General features: G+C 72.9%; 18 protein-coding genes and 2 pseudogenes. 7 read left to right on the forward strand and 13 right to left on the reverse strand.

Annotated features, from left to right (window positions below; translation table 11 throughout):
* Positions 1-246, forward strand: a pseudogene (locus ACWEVS_RS09435) (IS982 family transposase); the annotation flags it as partial.
* Between the two features lie 22 nt (positions 247-268).
* Here the strand turns inward: ACWEVS_RS09435 and ACWEVS_RS09440 are convergent.
* On the reverse strand, positions 269-457 hold the full coding sequence (locus ACWEVS_RS09440; RefSeq protein ID WP_452550796.1) for an alcohol dehydrogenase catalytic domain-containing protein: 189 nt from the start codon (positions 455-457) through the stop codon (positions 269-271).
* A gap of 140 nt (positions 458-597) precedes the next feature.
* Between ACWEVS_RS09440 and ACWEVS_RS09445 the strand changes: the two genes are divergently transcribed.
* The gene (locus ACWEVS_RS09445; protein ID WP_354907207.1) at positions 598-1053 is read left to right on the forward strand and encodes a group II truncated hemoglobin; all 456 of its coding nucleotides are present in this window, start codon (positions 598-600) and stop codon (positions 1051-1053) included.
* Here the strand turns inward: ACWEVS_RS09445 and ACWEVS_RS09450 are convergent.
* The 5 genes and pseudogenes from ACWEVS_RS09450 to ACWEVS_RS09470 all read right to left on the reverse strand — a co-directional run bounded on the left by ACWEVS_RS09450 (position 1038) and on the right by ACWEVS_RS09470 (position 4744).
* Complete coding sequence (locus tag ACWEVS_RS09450) at positions 1038-1949, reverse strand: hypothetical protein (protein WP_452550798.1); 912 nt, start codon at positions 1947-1949, stop codon at positions 1038-1040. The two genes, ACWEVS_RS09445 and ACWEVS_RS09450, sit on opposite strands and share 16 nt — an antisense overlap.
* A gap of 151 nt (positions 1950-2100) precedes the next feature.
* On the reverse strand, positions 2101-2565 hold the full coding sequence (locus ACWEVS_RS09455; RefSeq protein ID WP_452414515.1) for an acyl carrier protein: 465 nt from the start codon (positions 2563-2565) through the stop codon (positions 2101-2103).
* Positions 2531-2635, reverse strand: a pseudogene (locus ACWEVS_RS09460) (hypothetical protein); the annotation flags it as partial. The pseudogene ACWEVS_RS09460 and the gene ACWEVS_RS09455, both read right to left, overlap by 35 nt.
* Positions 2635-3174: a Dyp-type peroxidase domain-containing protein gene (locus tag ACWEVS_RS09465; protein WP_452413822.1), complete on the reverse strand. Its 540-nt coding sequence runs from the start codon at positions 3172-3174 to the stop codon at positions 2635-2637. The pseudogene ACWEVS_RS09460 and the gene ACWEVS_RS09465, both read right to left, overlap by 1 nt.
* Before the next feature lie 112 nt (positions 3175-3286).
* Positions 3287-4744, reverse strand: a complete 1458-nt coding sequence (locus ACWEVS_RS09470; protein WP_449927628.1) for an LLM class flavin-dependent oxidoreductase — start codon at positions 4742-4744, stop codon at positions 3287-3289.
* 39 nt (positions 4745-4783) lie between these two features.
* Between ACWEVS_RS09470 and ACWEVS_RS09475 the strand changes: the two genes are divergently transcribed.
* The gene (locus ACWEVS_RS09475; protein ID WP_354907214.1) at positions 4784-5119 is read left to right on the forward strand and encodes a winged helix-turn-helix transcriptional regulator; all 336 of its coding nucleotides are present in this window, start codon (positions 4784-4786) and stop codon (positions 5117-5119) included.
* Here the strand turns inward: ACWEVS_RS09475 and ACWEVS_RS09480 are convergent.
* Positions 5104-5889 carry a hypothetical protein gene (locus tag ACWEVS_RS09480; RefSeq protein WP_452550799.1) on the reverse strand — a complete coding sequence of 262 codons (786 nt, stop codon included), beginning with the start codon at positions 5887-5889 and terminating at the stop codon, positions 5104-5106. The two genes, ACWEVS_RS09475 and ACWEVS_RS09480, sit on opposite strands and share 16 nt — an antisense overlap.
* A 57-nt stretch (positions 5890-5946) precedes the next feature.
* Between ACWEVS_RS09480 and ACWEVS_RS09485 the strand changes: the two genes are divergently transcribed.
* Positions 5947-6390 (forward strand): nucleoside deaminase, encoded by a 444-nt coding sequence (locus tag ACWEVS_RS09485; protein WP_354907216.1) that lies wholly within the window; start codon positions 5947-5949, stop codon positions 6388-6390.
* A gap of 67 nt (positions 6391-6457) precedes the next feature.
* Positions 6458-7537, forward strand: a complete 1080-nt coding sequence (locus ACWEVS_RS09490) for a hypothetical protein (RefSeq protein WP_449927618.1) — start codon at positions 6458-6460, stop codon at positions 7535-7537.
* A 106-nt stretch (positions 7538-7643) separates the two neighbouring features.
* On the opposite strand, the gene ligD is transcribed toward ACWEVS_RS09490, so the two are convergent.
* From ligD to ACWEVS_RS09505, 3 genes are all read right to left on the reverse strand, one after another.
* Positions 7644-8813: a non-homologous end-joining DNA ligase gene (gene ligD, locus ACWEVS_RS09495; RefSeq protein ID WP_452413831.1), complete on the reverse strand. Its 1170-nt coding sequence runs from the start codon at positions 8811-8813 to the stop codon at positions 7644-7646.
* Positions 8814-8958: 145 nt separating this feature from the next.
* Positions 8959-9708 (reverse strand): crotonase/enoyl-CoA hydratase family protein, encoded by a 750-nt coding sequence (locus ACWEVS_RS09500; RefSeq protein WP_452550801.1) that lies wholly within the window; start codon positions 9706-9708, stop codon positions 8959-8961.
* Positions 9709-9796: 88 nt separating this feature from the next.
* Positions 9797-11497, reverse strand: coding sequence for an acyl-CoA dehydrogenase family protein (locus ACWEVS_RS09505; protein ID WP_452550802.1), 1701 nt, complete (start codon positions 11495-11497; stop codon positions 9797-9799).
* A 30-nt stretch (positions 11498-11527) separates the two neighbouring features.
* Here ACWEVS_RS09505 and ACWEVS_RS09510 point away from each other — a divergent pair, with 30 nt between their 5' ends.
* Entirely contained in the window at positions 11528-12244 is a 717-nt protein-coding gene (locus ACWEVS_RS09510; protein WP_354907221.1) for a PaaX family transcriptional regulator C-terminal domain-containing protein, read from the forward strand.
* A 78-nt stretch (positions 12245-12322) separates the two neighbouring features.
* On the opposite strand, the gene ACWEVS_RS09515 is transcribed toward ACWEVS_RS09510, so the two are convergent.
* Positions 12323-13357, reverse strand: a complete 1035-nt coding sequence (locus ACWEVS_RS09515; protein WP_449927605.1) for a hypothetical protein — start codon at positions 13355-13357, stop codon at positions 12323-12325.
* Positions 13358-13418: 61 nt separating this feature from the next.
* Positions 13419-14804, reverse strand: a complete 1386-nt coding sequence (locus ACWEVS_RS09520; RefSeq protein WP_452550804.1) for a glutamate--cysteine ligase — start codon at positions 14802-14804, stop codon at positions 13419-13421.
* A gap of 159 nt (positions 14805-14963) precedes the next feature.
* Between ACWEVS_RS09520 and ACWEVS_RS09525 the strand changes: the two genes are divergently transcribed.
* On the forward strand, positions 14964-15989 hold the full coding sequence (locus tag ACWEVS_RS09525; protein WP_452550805.1) for a zinc-dependent alcohol dehydrogenase family protein: 1026 nt from the start codon (positions 14964-14966) through the stop codon (positions 15987-15989).
* On the opposite strand, the gene ACWEVS_RS09530 is transcribed toward ACWEVS_RS09525, so the two are convergent.
* Entirely contained in the window at positions 15979-17055 is a 1077-nt protein-coding gene (locus ACWEVS_RS09530; RefSeq protein ID WP_449927743.1) for a class I SAM-dependent methyltransferase, read from the reverse strand. The two genes, ACWEVS_RS09525 and ACWEVS_RS09530, sit on opposite strands and share 11 nt — an antisense overlap.
* Positions 17056-17061 lie beyond the last annotated feature (6 nt).

Consider the following 17061-nt stretch of genomic DNA (forward strand, 5'->3'; position numbering starts at 1 on the left):
CGCAAGGCCCGCAAGGGCGAGGCCCCGCGAGCCGGAGCGCACCTGTTCAAGCCATTACGCCAGACCATCGAATCGATCAACCAGACCTTCAAGGGCCAACTCAACCTGGAACGCCACGGCGCACGCACCCCAGCCGGCGTCACCATCCGAGTGATCATCCGGATCCTGGCTCTGACGACCGCGATCTGGCACAACGACAAGACCGGCCGGCCCACCGCCCGATCCCTCACCGCCTACGACCATTGACGCTCAGCCGTACGGCTTGGAATCAGTCATCTAGGCGGACGCGCACGATGGGCAGCTGGACGGGCCAGTGCCCGCAGTGGACGAGGACGTCGCTGAAGCACATGCCGCATGCGTGGATGCGGACGACGACCTGGCCCGGCCCCGCCACGGGGTCGGGCAGCTCCTGGAATTCCCATGGTGAGTTCAGTTGTGTGACCACGGCTGCGCGCACGGTCTCCTCCTCCGCCTGCGATCCGGAGGACCAACGTAAGGACGGCGCGCGGCGGACAGGCTGACTTGACGCAGCTCGACGCGTTTCCTCGACAGGCGAAAGCGCTGGACATCCTCCTGGGTGACCATGAAGGTGGGTGCATGACCAGTCTGTACTCGCACGCAGGCGGCGACGAGGCGCTGCACAGGCTCGAGGAGATCTTCTACGCGAAGGTCCTCGAGGATCCCCTGCTCAAGCAGCTGTTCCGAGAGCGTCGCGCCACCCACGTCGATCACCTGACCTGGTTCACGGCCGAGTCCTTCGGCGGGCCCGACCGCTTCACCCGCGAGCTCGGCTTCGACCATCTCATCCAGGTGCACCGCCACCTCGACATCACCGACGAGCAGCGCGAGCGTTTCGTGGCGCTGTACATGGAGTCCTTCGACGAGGCGGGCCTGCCGGCCGACGAGCCGTTCCGCGAGGCGGTGCGCGAGCACCTGGAGTTCGGCTCGCGCGTCGCGCAGCAGAACTCCCGCGCCGCCACCGACGACGAGCTCCACCCCCTGCGCGACGTCCCGCTGTGGACGTGGAAGGAGCCCGATCAGTCCAGCTCGTAGTGCAGGCGCGCCTCGATGGCGTAGGCGTGCGGCGCGTACCCCGTGCGCCGGTGCTGGAAGACGACCCACGCGGCCTGCGCGTCGCGCTCGGCGGGCAGGCCGGCGTTGTGGGCGACGCGCAGGGTGTCGGAGAAGTTGCTCTCCTCGCGGCCCTGCAGGCTGACGGGCACGGCCGGCAGCCTGATGCACAGCTCGGCGGCCAGGCGCTGCATGCAGCGGGTTCCGGTGTCGAGCAGGGCGCGGGTGTGGGCGGGGGCCCAGCTGGGAGCCAGCGCCTCGGTGAGCGCGGCCACGTCGAGCACGATGACCGCGGCCTTCAGCCAGTCCAGGTCGCCGGCGGGCCGGTGGAAGGCCAGGGTGGGAGGGGCGATGTGGGTGCTCTCCACCTCGGTCATCCAGCCCGTCCACTCGGCGAACAGGCCGTCGAGGTGGTCACGGGAACCGGTCCTGAGGTAGGCGGCCAGCAGCGCGTCGGCGTCCCGCGGGTTGCACACGCTGGCCGCCAGCCTGGCCACGAGGCGCTCGCGCCTGCCGTAGGCGTGCAGGAAACGGAGCAGGTAGGCGGTCACGGCGGCGAGCAGCAGGCCGTGGGAGGCCCACTCGGCCTCCCGCAGCGGCGTGGCGTCCAGCAGCGCGAAGCCCGCCGACGACACGCCGAGCCAGATCGCGGCCACCGTGAGGACGGCCAGCGGCGCGCACAGGTCGAGCAGCGGTTCGCGGACCCGGCGCGGCAGCCGCCCGCCGACCGCGACGAGGACGGAGGCGTGCGTGCGCAGGGTGCCGCGGACCAGCCTGGACGGCCTGCCCCTGGGCGTGAAGACCGTGAGCAGGACGTTCGCACAGACCGCTGCCACCAGCGCGCCGCCGGCCAGCGCGGTCATCACGGCGATCACCATGGCACCCATCCTCCGGCCTGCGGCGCGCATGTCCCAGAGCCGCTTGATACTGGCAGTGCCACTGCCACCCAGGCCACCGCCACCGGGGTCACCAACCGCGACCAACGGCCACCGCCACCCGGGGCAGGGCGTCCCGGGGGCGGCGGGGCGGTCAGAGCGACGCGCGCAGCTCGGTGGCCAGCTCGCGCAGCGTGGCGGGCCCGAGCAGGTTGCGCAGCGGCACGTCCACGCCCAGGTCACGGCGCATCCTGTCCCTGAACCTCATGGCCAGCACCGAGTCGAGGCCGAGGTGGGTGAGCGGAGTGTCGACGGCCACCTCGTGGCCGGGCACCGCCAGGACCTGCGCGGCCAGGCGGGCGACGGAGGCGGCCAGTTCCGCCTCGGTGAGCGCCGCGAGGTCGGGCCGGGAAGGGCCCGAGGCGGCGGGCTCGGGCGGCTGCGCGCTTTTCGCCGAGTCGGGCCAGAAGCGCCGCCGCTGCCAGCGGTAGGCGGGCAGCGGGACGAACCCGCCCTCGGGATAGCGCGCCCGACTCCTTGCGCCTGCCCATGACCCGCTCCTGCTCGGCCAGCGGGGTGTCGTCCCACCTGTCGACGAACAGCCGGACCAGGCGGACAGCGACGTAGCTGCCGCCCACGGCCCACGCGGGCTCGCCGTCGCCGGGCCCCACCCACACGGCCGTGTCCATCACGGCGGCGTTTCCCGCGTCGGGATTGCCCGTGCCGTCCTTGAACCGAGCAGGTTGCGCATGCCGGTCGTGCCCGGACGCGCGACGGCGTCCGGCCGGGCGAAGCCGTCCTGCGACCAGGCCGGCGCGAGGCCGCCCCTGGTCGCCCTGACGGCCCGGCGCAGGGCGTGCACGCACACGTCGGGGTGGTCGCCCTGCACCAGCAGCAGGTCGCCGTGAGTGCGGGCGGGATCGAGGACGTCGTTGGCCAGCACGCCCATCGGGACCAGCTCCACCGGTTTGGCGGCGGCCAGGCCGTACCTGCGGTCGAACAGCGACGCGCCGACGCTCAGCGTGGCCAGCACGGGCCGGCGGCCCTGGCCGAGCAGGAGCGCGCTGTCGGGCGGCGGCCGGTCGGCGGCGGCCGGCGCGGGGACGCGGCCCGCCATGAGGTTCTCGAGCTCGGCCGACAGCGCCCGCAGCGTGCCGGCGAGCGTTCGCCGGTCGGGGTCCAGGTCCAGGCCGAGCCGGGCTTTGAAGCCGGCGGAAGTCACGGTCACAGGTCCCGCCGGGCGGCGACACGGGCCGGGATCGGGATCTCATGGTCACAGGTCCCGCCGGGCGGGATCGGGAGCAGGTCCCACAGGGCGATGAAGCCGGCGGGGGTAGGGATCACAGGTCCAGGTCGAGCCGGGCGATGGGCTCCACGAGTTCCTGCTCCTCGTACTCCAGGTGCGACAGCAGGGCCGCGGCCAGTTCGTCGAGCCGGTCGCGGACGCCGTCGATGGCGTCGCCGTCCTGCACCATGGCGACCAGCGCGTCGTCGAGGCGGGTCAGCAGGCCGGCGATGACCTCGTGCTCCTCCTGGAGCCGGTCGATGACCGGTGCCAGCGAGGCCTGCGCGGACCGCAGCGTGGGGAACAGGTGCTCGTCCTCGATGGTGTGATGGGTGGTGACGATCCGGCAGTAGGAGGCGCAGAAGCTGCCGAGCGTCCAGTAGTTCTGCCGCATCGTGAGCTGGTTGATCATCGACCGGAGCGCGGCGACCTCGCCCCTGCCCTCGGCGACCTGCTCCAGCGCCTCGCGAATCCCGGCCAGCTCGTCGCGCAGGTCGTCGTGCACCTTGACCAGGTGCAGGCCGCGCTGGCGCTGGGCGGGCGAGAGCTCGGCCAGGTCGCGCTTGGGCAGCCTGGGCCTGGTCGAGTCGTCGAGCGGGCCGGGGGACGGCTTCGGCTCGGCGGTTCGCTGCTGCTCGCGGCCGACGGCCTGCCTCACGGCGGGCGCGACCTCCTCGGCGAAGATCTTGAGGTCGCGCTCGTCGGCGGGGGCCAGGACGAAGACGCTCATGCCGTACCGGTGGACGAGCTCGGTGAGCTGCTCGGCCCACAGCGCGGGCGGCCCGTCGAGGAAGCCGGTGCCGGGCAGCCGCGAGAAGCGGCCGTTGATGTTGTAGACGCGGCGGATCAGGGCGGGATCGCGGCCCGCGTCCGCCGCCGCGCGGTCGACGATCGCGCTCATCGCGGCCAGCTCGGCCGGCGGGGCGTAGGCGGAGGACGGCACCCAGCCGTCGGCGGTGCGCCCGGTCAGCTCCAGCATGCGCCGCCGGTAGGCGCCGACCCACACGCCGATGCGGTGCGGCGGGAACGGCCCCGGCGCGGCGCCGTCCAGCCGGTAGTGCGCGCCGTCGAAGCTGGCGGGGCCGCCGGGCGTCCACAGCGCGCGCATCACCTCGATGGCCTCCTCGAGGGCGGCGACGGCCTCGGCCGGGGTGCGGCGGGGCCCGCCCATCGCGGCGACGCCGTCCCGGAAGGCGCCGGAGCCGACACCGAGCTCCACCCTGCCGCCGCTCAGGATGTCGAGGCTGGCCGCGGCCCTGGCCAGGACGGCCGGCGGACGCAGCGGCAGGTTGGCCACGTCGGGGAAGAACCTGATGTGCTGGGTGCGCGCCGCCAGCACCGACAGCAACGTCCACGTGTCGAGGAAGGAAGGCTGGTAGGGATGATCCTGCACGCCGATGATGTCCAGTCCGGCGTCCTCGGCGAGCATGGCCTGGCGCGTCAGCGGGTGCGCGTCCTTGGCGGCGGGGGTAAGGAAGGCACCGAACCACAGGTCATGCCTAAAATCCGTCATAGGTCTTACATTACATAACCGGCTTACGGAAGGTAAGTGATGTCCTCTCCCGAGGCGCTCATGCGGCACTGCCCGCACTTCCAGACCGCGATCGAGCTGGTGGGCCGCAGGTGGAACGGCGTCATCCTGCTCGCGCTGGCCAGGGGCGCGACGCGGTACGGCGAGCTGCGCGACGCGGTCCCCGGCCTGTCGGAACGCCTGCTCGCGCAGCGGCTGCGCGAGCTGGAGTCGTCGGGCGTGGTGGCGCGCGAGGTGCGGCCGACCACGCCGGTACAGATCCGCTACTCGCTCACCGAGAGCGGCGCGGCGCTGGTCGAGGCCATGCGGCCGCTGATGGCTTGGGCCGACAGGTGGGTCGGTCAGTCGGCGATGTAACTGATCGACGAGACCTCGTACCCGCGGGCCTTGGAGCCGGCGACGTGCATCAGCAGCGCGCCGCCCTCGTACGACCAGGCGCAGGTCTTCTTCTCGCACCCCTGGAAGGTGTACGGCACGCCGTGGGGGTCCCAGGTGACCTTGAACAGCGTCTTCAGCGCCGGTGTGGCGGCGACCTCGGCGCCCTGCCTGCGGTCGCCCTTGCGCCAGGCGTCCATCAGGTGCGTGGCCGCTTTCTCCTTGGAGTAGTGGCGCGACTCATAGACGCGCGTCACCTTGCCGCCGGAGACGATCATCAGGATGCCGTTGAGCTCGCCCGGCACCCGCACGCTGGTGTGCCTGAACGCGCAGGCGCCGCTCGCACAGCCGGCCAACCCGTCGGGCGCGCGGAAGGGGTAGGCGAACAGCGTCGTGACGGCGGCGGGCGTGGCGACCTTGGCGGCGGCGGTCCTGTCGTCGCGCAACCAGGCGTGGAACAGCCGGTTGGCCGTGGTCGCGGGCTTGGGAGCGGCGGCGAGGGCCGGCGTCTCGAGGGTGGGGGCGTTCGCGGCCGCGGCGGGGGCGGGCGTGCTCGCCGGCGCGGCGGGCGCGGGGGTGGCACGCGGGGTGGCAGGACGGGCGGCGGCCTGTGCTACCGCGGCGGAGGAGAGGGAGGCCGAAGAGAGGGTGGCCGAGGGGAGGGTGCGGGTGGTGGCCGCCGTGGCGGCGGTGGGGAGCGTGAGGGTGGCCGCCGCGGCGGCGGCCACTCCGAGCAGCCATCGACTTGACATGCCCCGACGGTAGGGTGCGGTCCTTGCACCCCGGTTGCAGCGGCCTAGGGTGGGCCCATGGACTTCCTGGAGATCGCCGTCGAGCAGGCCCGCACGGGGCTGGCCGAGGGCGGGGTGCCCGTCGGGGCGGTGCTGGTGGCCGACGGCGAGGTGCTCGGCGCCGGCCGTAACCGCAGGGTGCAGGAGGGCAGCGTGATCCGCCACGGCGAGACGGACGCGCTGGAGCGGGCCGGACGACGGAGCGCCCACGTCTACCGGCGCTCGACCATGTACACGACGCTGTCGCCGTGCGCGATGTGCACCGGGGCGATCCTGCTCTACGAGATCCCGCGCGTGGTGATCGGCGAGAACCGCACCTTCATGGGCAGGGAGGACCTCCTGATCGCCCACGGGGTCGAGGTCGTGGTGGTCGACTCGGCCGAGTGCCGGGCGCTGATGGCGGCCTTCGTCGAGCGCTGGCCCGAGGTGTGGAACGAGGACATCGGACAGCCACCTGAGTGACAGAATGTCCCTGCCCGGTTACCGAAAATCACCGCAAGCCGGGAACGCCCGCGGCTAAGGTCGCCCCATGGATCTACTCGCGCGTGCCGCGGAGCTCAAGCCGGAGCTGCTGGAGTTCGCGGTGTCAGGGCGGTTCACCCGGGAGCTCGGCCTGGTGTACGGCCGTTTCTTCCCCGACGGGGTGGTCACCGACGAGGCGACCTCGGCGCTCGCGCTCGACCACTTCGCGCTGGAGTACCGCCTTCCGGGAGGCGACCTGCTGATCGACAGGTTCGTGGCCGAACGTCCCGAGCTCCCCGAGGCCGAGCGCGCCATGGTGCTCGGCTGGAAGGACGTGGTGGAGGGCGTCTTCGAGGTCCGCACCGTCGCGGGCCCGGCGATCATCCTGTTCAACCTGATCGACGAGCTGACCTACACCGCCCACTCCGATCTGGGTGAGGGCGCCTTCGACGTGCTCGACCCCGGGATGTTCCTGGTGGGACGGCTCATCCCCGTCACCCTCGACGCCTGGCTGATCAGCGCCACCCCCGCCGTCCACACGAGCGAGGCACGGCCGCTGCTGGTGCGCGCGGCGGCCGAGGCCGCGCTGCGCCATCCGGCACGGGTGTTCCGCAACCCGGCCCTGCTGGCCGAGGCGTGGCAGATCCAGGCGGCACAGCGGCGGCAGTTCGTCGAGCACTTCGGCTCCGACCTGGTCGTCATGCGCGGCGCCGAGGTGGCCGAGCGCATGGGCGAGTTCGCCTCGCTGGAGTTCCCCGGCCATCTCGCCGAGGAGGAGAGCGTCGCCCTCATCTTCGACGAACGCGACGGGCTGGGCTACTACACCGACTTCGCCGCGGTCGAGGCGGCCTTCGCCGACCCGTCGCTGGTCACCAGGAGCCGCTACCGCGACGCCGTCAGCCGGTACCTGCGGGGCGACGCGGTCTCCCCCGTGCCGATCAGGCGCCTGGCGGCGCGCGACCCCCGGCCGGCCGGGGAGGTGTTCGCCAGGCTGCTCGGACGGCACGGCTTCACCTGGCAGCTGGACGGCGAGGCGCTGCTGCGAGCGCACAAACCCGGCTACTTCGCCACGCCCCGCCTGCCGGCGTGCACGCCCGTCACCTCGGTGATCGCCGAGCTCGAACGCGTCCTGGAGGACGGCCGCTGACCCCGGCGGCCCGTCCTGCGGGGCGGATCGGCCGCGGGCACCCGGGATCGCAGGGTGGGGGCACGGGCGGTCGCCGATAGCGGTCGGGGCGCCGGCGGGCCTGGAGTCAGGGCTCGGGTGGGCGCCAGTCGGCGGGCCAGGGGTTGTAGTCGACCTCCAGCGGCTCCTGCTCCGGGCGCAGGCCCTCCGGCACGTGCTGCAGGTTGACCCTGATCCGGTACCACACGCTGCTGCGCCCGCGCATCCCGTCCACCAGCACATCGGCCGGCTCGAGGAACCCCACCACGTCGGGATGGCGGGCCTTCCACGCCTCGAGGCCCGCCAGTGCCTCGTCCTTGTGCTGGGCCCTGGCGATCTCGATCAGCGGCAGCTCGGTGCGCTCGGGCGGCGGGCCCTGCGCCTCGGCCAGCTCCAGCAGCGGGGTGAGCGAGCCGGCGTGCAGGTCCATGTCCTCCCACGGGTCGCCGAGCGCGGCGAACCGCTTGGGCACCGTGTCGATCGTGAACTCCTCCGGGCGGCACCCCGGCACCTCGTCCCACGCCAGCGGCGTGGACACGCGGGCGTCCTGCACCGGCCTGACGGAGTAGGCGGAGGCCACGGTGCGGTCGTAGGCGTTCTGGTTGTAGTCGACGAAGACGCCCTGCCGCTCCTCCTTCCACCACCGGCTGGTCGCCAGATCGGGCGCCCTTCGCTCCACCTCGCGGGCGACGGCCTCGGCCGCCTGCCGTACCTGCGAGAAGCTCCAGTCGGGGGTGATGCGGGCATAGACATGGAAGCCGCGTGAACCGGAGGTCTTCGGCCACGCCACCAGCCCGTGGTCGGCGAGCACCTCGCGCGCCACCTGCGCGGTCTCCAGCACCTGGCCCCACGGCACGCCCGGCACCGGGTCGAGGTCGATGCGCAGCTCGTCGGGATGGGCGAGGTCGGCGGCCCGCACGGGGTGCGGGTTGAGGTCGACGCAGCCCAGGTTGACCACCCACAGCAGCTGGCGGGCGTCGGTGACGACGACCTCCTCGGCGCTCCGCCCCGACCGGTAGCGCAGCTCGGCAACCTCGATCCAGGGTGGGCGCTTGGCCGGGGCGCGCTTCTGGAAGAACGCCTCCTGCTCGATGCCGTGCACGAACCGTTTGAGGATCATCGGCCGCCCCGAGACGCCGCGCAGGGCGCCCTCGGCGACCGCCTGGTAGAAGCGGACCAGGTCGAGCTTGGTCCGCCCGCCCTGCGGGAAGACCACCTTGTCCGGGCTGGTGATCGTCACACCGTCGATGTCCGGCATGGTCTCACCATACGTGAGCGCACCGACAAGATCCCGGCGCGCACACGCCGCGCCGGCGGGAGGCCCGGCCGGTCAAGCCCAGGCCCGGGATCATGGTCACCGGGACCCCGGCGGGCGGTCCTCCCGAAGGGGCGGGGCCGGGTGGTCAGGGGGTGGAGAAGTCGCCGTGGCGGCCCGCTCCCGCGGCGAACCTGGCGGCGCCGTCGGCCGCCTCGCCCAGGGCGGCGATGCCGTGGCGGAGTTCGTTGCGCATCGCCTCCTGCTCGGGCAGCGCCGCCTGCTCCAGCGCCGACATGCGGTCGCCGCGCAGGCAGGTCTGGGGGAAGCGGGCCAGGTCGTGGGCCAGGCGCTCGGCGGCCTGGCGTGACTGCCCGGCGGGGACGACCCTGTTGGCCAGCCCCATGCGCAGCGCCTCCTCGGCCGCTACGGGACGGCCGGTGAGGATCAGGTCCATGGCGTGGGAGAGACCGATCAGGCGCGGCAGCCGTACCGTGCCACCGTCGATGAGCGGGACGCCCCAGCGCCGGCAGAAGACCCCGAACACCGCGTCCTGCTCGGCCACGCGCAGGTCGCACCAGAGGGCGAGCTCGAGGCCGCCGGCGACCGCGTGGCCGGCGACGGCGGCGATGACGGGCTTGCTCAGCCGCATCCTGGTGGGACCCATGGGGCCGTCGCCCTCCTCCCCGACATGGTTGTCGAGGCGTTTGAGGTCGGCCCCCGCGCAGAAGGTGCCGCCCTCGCCCCACAGCACGGCGACGGCCGCGTCCGACGCCTCGAACGCGGTGAAGGCCGCGACCAGCGCGTCGGCGGTCTCGCGGTCGACGGCGTTGCGGGCTTCGGGCCTGGAGAGCACCACGGTGGTGACGGGGCCTTCCCGCTCGGTTCGCACGGTCATCCGGTCCTCCGGTGGACGTCGGGATCGGGCTCCTCCCTGGTCGTCGGCGGCCGTGGCGTGATGGGTGCCTGGTGACCGCCTGACGGGATCAGAGGGTGAGCGCCCCGGCGACGAGCTCGTCGAAGCGCTCCAGATCCTCCGCCGGGCGGTCGATGCCGCGCAGTGGCCCCTGGTCCGCGAGGTGCGCCTCGGCGTGGAGCCGGGCCACCAGGGCCTTGCGGTCGCCGAAGCCCGCGCGCTGCTCCCAGCCCGCCTGCTCCAGCAGCAGGGCGGCCGCGTAGACGTCCGCCATGAGCTGGGCCAGCGGGAACAGCCGGGCCTCGGCCACGACCGGGTCGAGCGAGGACCACACGGTGATCGCCTTGCGGAGGTCGTCGATGCGCCCGCGGACCAGGTCGACGGTCGGGGAGTCGCCGGACGGGGCCTGGTCGGCGGCGGCGGTCAGGCGGTCGAGGAAGGGCTCGTGGGCGTTCTCGCGGAGCATCGCCCGCCGTACGTCGAGGCACAGGATGTTGTCGCCGCCCTCCCAGATCGGGTTGACCTGGGCGTCGCGCAGGAGGCGGGCGACCGGCCACTGCTCGATGTAGCCGTTGCCGCCGTGGATCTCGATGGCGTCGCCGGCCGCGGTGACGCCGAGCCGGGCGGCGCGCAGCTTGACGAGGGCGGGCGCCAGGCGCAGCCGCGGGCCGAGGTGGCCGTCGAAGACCAGCGCCTGCGCCGCTTCGACCTCGACGATGAGCTCGGCGAGCTTGCGCCGCATGAGCGGCTGGTCGATGAGGCGGCGGCCGAAGGCCTCACGGGCGGAGGCGTAGCAGATCGACTCGACGAGGGCGCGGCGGGCGACGCCGGCGCCCATCATGGCGACGCCGAGCCGTGAGGCGTTGGTGAGCTTCATCATCGTGCCGAGCCCCGAGCCTGATCCTGAGCCCGCCAGCAGGAACGCCTCGGCGCCGGTGAACTCCACCTCGGCGGAGGCGACCGAGCGGGTGCCGAGCTTGTCCTTGAGCCTCCTGATCCGTACGGCGTTGCGGGACCCGTCGCGCCGCTCCCACAGCACCAGGAAGGGCGCCACGTCACCGGTGGGCAGCCTGCCCAGCACCACGAACGCGGAGCCGTTGGCGTTGGAGGCGAACCACTTCAGGCCGGTCAGGCGCCAGGCCTCTCCGTCGGGCTCCGCGCTCGCCTCCAGGGCCGCGAGGTCGGAGCCGCCCGTCCGCTCGGTGAACATCTGCGCGGCCTCGCCGGAGTAGAACCCGTTGGCGAAGATCGAGTGGACCCGGTCGCGGACGTCGGCGGGCGCGTGCTTCTCGGCCAGGGACACCACCATGTCGCCGCCGGTGCCCAGGGCGCAGCCCATGCCGATGTCGGCCTGGTCGAGCAGGTACGTCCAGGCCGCGGCCAGCGCGGCGGGGTCGGCTCCGTGCTGTCTGGCGGTCTCGGCGAACGCCGGCGAGGTGAAGTTGTCGGCCATCAGCGCCTCGCGCGCCGCGACGAACGACGGCGGCATGACGACCTGGCTGATGTCACGCCCCCACTTGTCGTACTTCTCCAGGCGGGGCGGGTTGCGGTCGGTCTCCTCCGCGTGCGCGGCGATCGGCCCGCCCATGAGCGCGCCCAGGCGGGACAGGTGGGGTGCGGCCCAGTCGTACCCCTCGCCCAGGTGGCGGCGCATCAGCAGCTGGAGCGAGGGGTCGCAGGACCACCAGTCGCGTCCGGCGGCGCCCTGGTAGCGCGCGGTGTCGTAGCGGCCGCTGGGGCCGTCGACGGGTTCGATCAGATAGCTCGCCATGCTCGGAGTGTTACATATAATCGACACGCGATGGAAGACCGTAATACTCTGACCGCCCGCTCGGCCGTGCTGAGCGCGCTGCTCGGCAGCCACCCGCCCCGGCTGCCGAGCCGGGCGCTGGTGCGCATCGGCGAGGTGTTCGGCATCGCGGAGGGCACCGTGCGGGTGGCCCTGTCGCGGATGGTCGCGGCCGGCGACCTGGTGCAGGACGACGGGCGCTACGCGCTGTCCGAGCGGCTGCGCGAACGGCAGGCCAGGCAGGACGAGAGCCGGTCCCCGCACACCAGGGCGTGGGACGGCACGTGGGAGATCGCCGTCGTCACCGCGGAACGGCGCGCGCCCGCCGACCGGGCGGCGCTGCGGCACACGATGACCACGCTGCGCCTGGCCGAGCTGCGCGAGGGCACCTGGCTGCGCCCGGCGAACCTCATCAGGCGGTGGCCGGAGATCGTCACGGCGCAGTGCACGCTCATCGACGGCACGCCGCGGGAGGACCCGACGGCGCTGCTGTGGGACCTGGCGGGGTGGGCGGCCGAGGCGCGGCGGCTGCTGACGGCGCTCGACCGGGCCGAGGGGCTGGCGGAAGGGTTCCTGGTGTCGGCGGCGGTGCTGCGCCACCTGCTGGCCGACCCGCTGCTGCCCCCGGAGCTGCTGCCCGAGGGGTGGCCGGGTGCGGAGCTGCGGGCGCGCTACGACGACTTCGACCGCGGCTACCGGAAGGCGCTGCACCGGCACCTCGAGGCGTGACCGCCGCCCGGCCGGCGTCGGGCCTCATCGGGAGCGCGAGGTTCGCCGGCCGGGCGGTTCGGCGCGTCCCCGGCGACCTCAGAGCGGGACGCCGAAGATCACCCGGCGGTTCCTGAACTCGGTGACGCTCCACAGCTTCCCGCCCGACACCGTCAGGTCCTCGGGCCCGACGGGGAACGGCCGGACCGTCACCTCCCCGCCCCGGTCCACGACGAGCCTCCCGTTGGTGCGCGCGTCGGCCGCCTGGCTGAGGTACCAGGCCCCGCCGGACGACACCGCCCCCTGGATCTTCGCGTGCGGCATCGTGAAGGCTTCCCGCGGCACCCCGTCGCCGAGGGGCAGCTCCCACCTGGCCACCCTGCCGGTGGGCGCGTCCTGGACGTACTCTCCCGCCACCAGCGTGTGCGGCGTCGTGCTGCGGTCGACCGCGACGAAGGAGAAGAGCGCCCCGGGCGTCGCCACGCGCCAGAAGTCGGTCTGCGGGATCACGTACCGGTAGCCGAAGGCGTGGAACCTCTCGCCGGATCGCCCGATGCGGGTGGGGTCGCCGAGGTCGTTCTGCGCCGTCCGCAGGTCGAGGAGGTTGTTCATGTCGAACACCCGCAGCCCCCGCGTGGTGTCGGCGACGTAGAGCTGGTCGCCGTACCACGCGATGCCGCCGGCGTGGATGTTGATCGGCCCGTACGACCCGTCGGGCTTGGCCTCCACGAGCAGCGCGTGCTGGTAGCGCAGCGTCGACGGGCTCAGGAAGGTGACCCTGACGCCGCGCTCGGCCACCGGCGGCACCGGCTTGAAGTACCAGCCGGCCACGAACACCGGCACGCCCGCGGCACCGGAGTCCTCACCGCAGGTCAGGCCCTGCGGATACCAGTCGGGCGTGTCGTTGTCCTTCTCGTCGAAGGCGTACCAGTCAGCCGGCCTGGGCTGCATCGTGCCGAGCGCCGCGGCCGCGCCCTTGCGCACCGCCTTCCTGTTGGCCTGCGCGAGCACGGCCTCCACCGCGCTCGCCCCGATGTCGGCGGCCAGCTTGGCGGCGCCGTCCCGCAGGGTCCCCGTCACCCTCCGGAGCGCGAAAGGCGCCTTCTCGGCCGGAACCATCCCCTTGGAAGCCATCGTCCCCTCGCTTTACTCTCCCTTGGGATAGTTTGACGGACGAGAGTGGCTTCTGGTTCGGTTACCGCCACATGTGCACCGGCTGGCCGCTTAGCGCGTTCTCGTAGTAGCGCCGCACCATCGCCTCGCTGTCGCCGCCCAGCTCGGCCATGGCCTCGCGCTGCCACACCGCTCCGGTACGGCCGAGCCGTACCCGCTGGGCGATGATCTCCAGGTCGGCCTCGGACGGCTGGACGCCGGCCCTGAGCAGCGCCGCCCTGGCCTCCGGCAGCAGCGACAGCACCAGGTCGGCGGCGAGCACCTCGCGGCCCTCCCAGGTCAGCTTGGCCTGCAGCCCGTTCATGGCCGCGCGGTAGAAGTTCTGGTAGGCGGTGCCGAACGGCTGCCCGGTCAGGTCCCGCTCGGCCAGCGCGAGCGTCAGCCCCAGCAGGAAGGCGGTGTTGGCGGCCATGTCGGCGCAGGTCGGCCCGGCCGGCAGGGCCCGGAACTCGATGCGCAGATGACCGCCGTCGACGGGGTCGTAGACGGGCCTGTTCCACTGCCACACCGTCCCGCTGTGCAGCCTGAGCTCGGCCAGCTCGCCGCCCTGGTCGAGGGCGGGGATCACCGGCTCGTAGTCGCGCGCGTACCGCTCGAACAGCTCGTAGGCCCCTTCGCGCACCCAGTCGGAGCCGAAGGTGGCGCGGCCGTCCCTGCGGAAGCGGCGGCCGATGTCCCTGTCGTCGGCCGCCTCCTCGAACAGCGCGATCCTGGTCTCCTCCCACAAGGTCCGGCCCAGGAAGAACGGCGAGTTGCCGCACGCGGCCAGCACCGGCCCGATGGCGAGCTGGGCGCCGTTGTAGGTCCTGGCGAAGTCGGCGGCCGGCGTGCGCAGGTGGACCTGCCACGAGGTGTTGGCCGCCTCCAGGATGACGTCCTGCACCTCCAGCTCGAGATCGTCGATCCTGACGATGAACGGCTCGAGCCGCAGCCGCCGCATCCCTCGGGCCAGCGCCCGGTACCGGGCCTCGTCGCTGATGGCCAACTGCGTGAAGTCGCCGGTGCCGAGCGTGGGCAGGATGCCGATCGGCACCGCCCCGCCGCCGGCCAGTTCGCCGACCGCGCCGTCGACGGCTCTGATCAGCTCCTGCATCTCGTCGGCCAGCCGCTCGAAGGGGCGGCCCGCCAGCGGCAGCGGCGTCAGGTTGGCTTCCACGTTGTAGCGGCCCAGCTCCACGGTCAGCCGGTGGTCGCCGAGCCGCTCCAGCACCTCGGCGTTGCGCGGCAGCGGCCGTCCGCGCCCGTCGACCAGGAAGAGTTCGAGCTCGGCACCGATGGTGGTGGGGCCCGCACCGAAACCAGGTCTATCGAGCAGCCGGCGCAGCTCGGCCAGCTGGTCGTTGAGGCGTTCCGCGAAGCGCGTGTATTCGGCCTCGGAGAACCGCTCCTTGTCAACCTCTTGTCCCATGCCCCCCTACTGTCCGAGCGACCAGGCTCCACACCTCACCGCGGAGGGCGGCCCGTCGCGCCGCGGCGGCCCCGGGTGAGCGGCGGATCCCGGCTCCGGGCGGCCCGGCGCCGGAGCTGCCCTTGCGCGCATCGCGGGAGCTCACTCTAAGCTCATGAGATGCGCGCGGTGATGTTCGACCTGTTCGGCGGCGATCTCGACCTGCGGGAGGCGCCCGACCCCTCCCCCGGCCCTCATGGCGTGGTGATCCAGGTGGCCGCGACGGGGCTGTGCAGAAGCGACTGGCACGGCTGGCAGGGCCACGACCCCGACATCACCACGCTCCCCCACGTACCGGGTCACGAGCTGGCCGGCGTGGTCGCCGCGGTCGGGGCGGAGGTACGCGAGTGGCGCGAGGGCGACAGGGTCACGGTCCCGTTCATCTGCGCCTGCGGCTCGTGCGGGTCCTGCGCGGCGGGCGAGCAGCAGGTGTGCGAGCGCCAGACGCAGCCGGGCTTCACCCACTGGGGCTCCTTCGCCGACTACGTCGCCATCGACCACGCCGACGTCAACCTCATCGCGCTGCCGGAGGAGATGGCCTTCACCACCGCGGCCGCCCTGGGCTGCCGCTTCGCCACCGCCTTCCGGGCCGTCGCGCACGTCGGCGCGGCCAAGCCGGGCGAGTGGGTGGCCGTGCACGGCTGCGGCGGCGTGGGCCTGTCCGCCGTCATGATCGCCACGGCGGCGGGGGCCAGGGTCGTGGCCGTCGACATCAGCACCGAGGCGCTTCACCTGGCCGAGCTCGCGGGCGCCACCCACTTCGTCAACGCCTCGTCGGGCGACGCCGCCGCCCAGGTCATGGAGCTGACCAGGGGCGGCGCCCACCTGTCCATCGACGCGCTCGGCAGCGCGTCGGCGGCCGCCGCCTCCATCGAGAGCCTGCGCCGCAGGGGCCGCCACGTGCAGGTGGGCCTGCTGCCCGGCGAGCGCACGCCGTTGCCGATGGGCCGGGTGATCGCCCACGAACTGCGCCTGCTCGGCAGCCACGGCATGGCGGCCCACGCCTACGGGCCGATGCTGGAGCTGATCAGGGCGGGGACGCTCCACCCCGACCAGCTCGTCACCCGCACGATCGGGCTCGCCGACGCGGGCAAGGCGCTGGCCTCGATCGGGTCGGTGCCGGGCGTGACGATGATCACGCCCTGATCCGGCGGATCGGCAGCCTGCCGCCCCACGTCTCGACCGCCTTGTCGTCGGCGAAGGCGAGGGCGCGCATCATGTTGCCGCCGTCGCTGGTGTCCACGGCGTGCCTGAGCCGGGCGCGCATCGCCTCCGGCAGCTGCGTGGTGCCCGCCTCGATCGTGTCGCCGTAGTGCGGCGCGTAGGACACCCCGGCGAAGCCGGTACGGCGCAGCAGCGTCGGCAGCGTCCGCGAGGAGTAGAACATCAGGTGGTTCTTGGTGAACCCGCTCCACGCCGACTCGTAGGCCTTCAGCAGCAGCGATCCGGCGTTGACCGTGAGGATGAGCAGCACCCCGCCCGGCGCCAGCAGGCCCCTGAACCGCTCGAAGTCCTCCAGCGGCCTGGGCAGGTGCGCCAGCACCGACCACAGCGTGATGACGTCGAACCCGCCCCTGGCGATCTCGGGCACGTCCTGGGGCGAGCCGAAGTAGGCCTTGGCGCGTGACAGCCTCGCGTTGGCCTGCTCGACCGAGTCGGGCGACAGGTCGACCCCGACGGCGTCGAAGCCGCGCCGCTCGGCCAGTTCGAGGAACAGCCCCGCGCCGCAGCCGAAGTCGAGCAGCCGCCTGCCCTTCCCGTCGTCGAACACCGGGGAGAAGGCGTCCATGGTGAGGGTGTAGCGGCGCTGCCTGTTCTCGGCGTACTTGCCGGTCAGGAAGCTGCTGTAGGCGTTGGCGTACAGGTCGCCGAGCCGTTCGGGCCTGACATTGGGGTTGCGGTAGAGGAAGCCGCACGACGGGCAGCGCACGACGCGGTAGCGCCAGCCGTTCCCGCCGGTCGGCTCGTACATCGGCTGCTGGCGCGACTCGCCGCACATCATGCAGGAGAGGAACTCCTCGATCTCGCCGAGCGGCACCTCACGCCGGTATTCGTCCAGTGACACGGTCCGCGCCCGTGCGATCTTGATACGCCACTGCGCTTCGCGGATCAGCCTCTCACCAGGACGGACGTAGACCCGCTGTCCCCATGGCACCTTCTCGTAGCGGGATCCGAAAAGGAGCCTGGCTGCTTTGCGCTTGACCGAGACCATCGACAC

The sequence above is a fragment of the Nonomuraea sp. NPDC003754 genome (assembly GCF_053605785.1).

Coding starts and splice junctions, on each gene's coding strand:
- ACWEVS_RS09530 (WP_449927743.1), bottom strand. CDS start 17,055: ATGGTCTCGGTCAAGCGCAAAGCAGCCAGGCTCCTTTTCGGATCCCGC.
- ligD (WP_452413831.1), bottom strand. CDS start 8,813: ATGCCGGACATCGACGGTGTGACGATCACCAGCCCGGACAAGGTGGTC.
- ACWEVS_RS09480 (WP_452550799.1), bottom strand. CDS start 5,889: ATGTCAAGTCGATGGCTGCTCGGAGTGGCCGCCGCCGCGGCGGCCACC.
- ACWEVS_RS09515 (WP_449927605.1), bottom strand. CDS start 13,357: ATGGCTTCCAAGGGGATGGTTCCGGCCGAGAAGGCGCCTTTCGCGCTC.
- ACWEVS_RS09510 (WP_354907221.1), top strand. CDS start 11,528: ATGGAAGACCGTAATACTCTGACCGCCCGCTCGGCCGTGCTGAGCGCG.
- ACWEVS_RS09490 (WP_449927618.1), top strand. CDS start 6,458: ATGGATCTACTCGCGCGTGCCGCGGAGCTCAAGCCGGAGCTGCTGGAG.
- ACWEVS_RS09505 (WP_452550802.1), bottom strand. CDS start 11,497: ATGGCGAGCTATCTGATCGAACCCGTCGACGGCCCCAGCGGCCGCTAC.
- ACWEVS_RS09450 (WP_452550798.1), bottom strand. CDS start 1,949: ATGGTGATCGCCGTGATGACCGCGCTGGCCGGCGGCGCGCTGGTGGCA.
- ACWEVS_RS09520 (WP_452550804.1), bottom strand. CDS start 14,804: ATGGGACAAGAGGTTGACAAGGAGCGGTTCTCCGAGGCCGAATACACG.
- ACWEVS_RS09525 (WP_452550805.1), top strand. CDS start 14,964: ATGCGCGCGGTGATGTTCGACCTGTTCGGCGGCGATCTCGACCTGCGG.
- ACWEVS_RS09475 (WP_354907214.1), top strand. CDS start 4,784: ATGTCCTCTCCCGAGGCGCTCATGCGGCACTGCCCGCACTTCCAGACC.
- ACWEVS_RS09500 (WP_452550801.1), bottom strand. CDS start 9,708: ATGACCGTGCGAACCGAGCGGGAAGGCCCCGTCACCACCGTGGTGCTC.
- ACWEVS_RS09485 (WP_354907216.1), top strand. CDS start 5,947: ATGGACTTCCTGGAGATCGCCGTCGAGCAGGCCCGCACGGGGCTGGCC.
- ACWEVS_RS09470 (WP_449927628.1), bottom strand. CDS start 4,744: ATGACGGATTTTAGGCATGACCTGTGGTTCGGTGCCTTCCTTACCCCC.
- ACWEVS_RS09445 (WP_354907207.1), top strand. CDS start 598: ATGACCAGTCTGTACTCGCACGCAGGCGGCGACGAGGCGCTGCACAGG.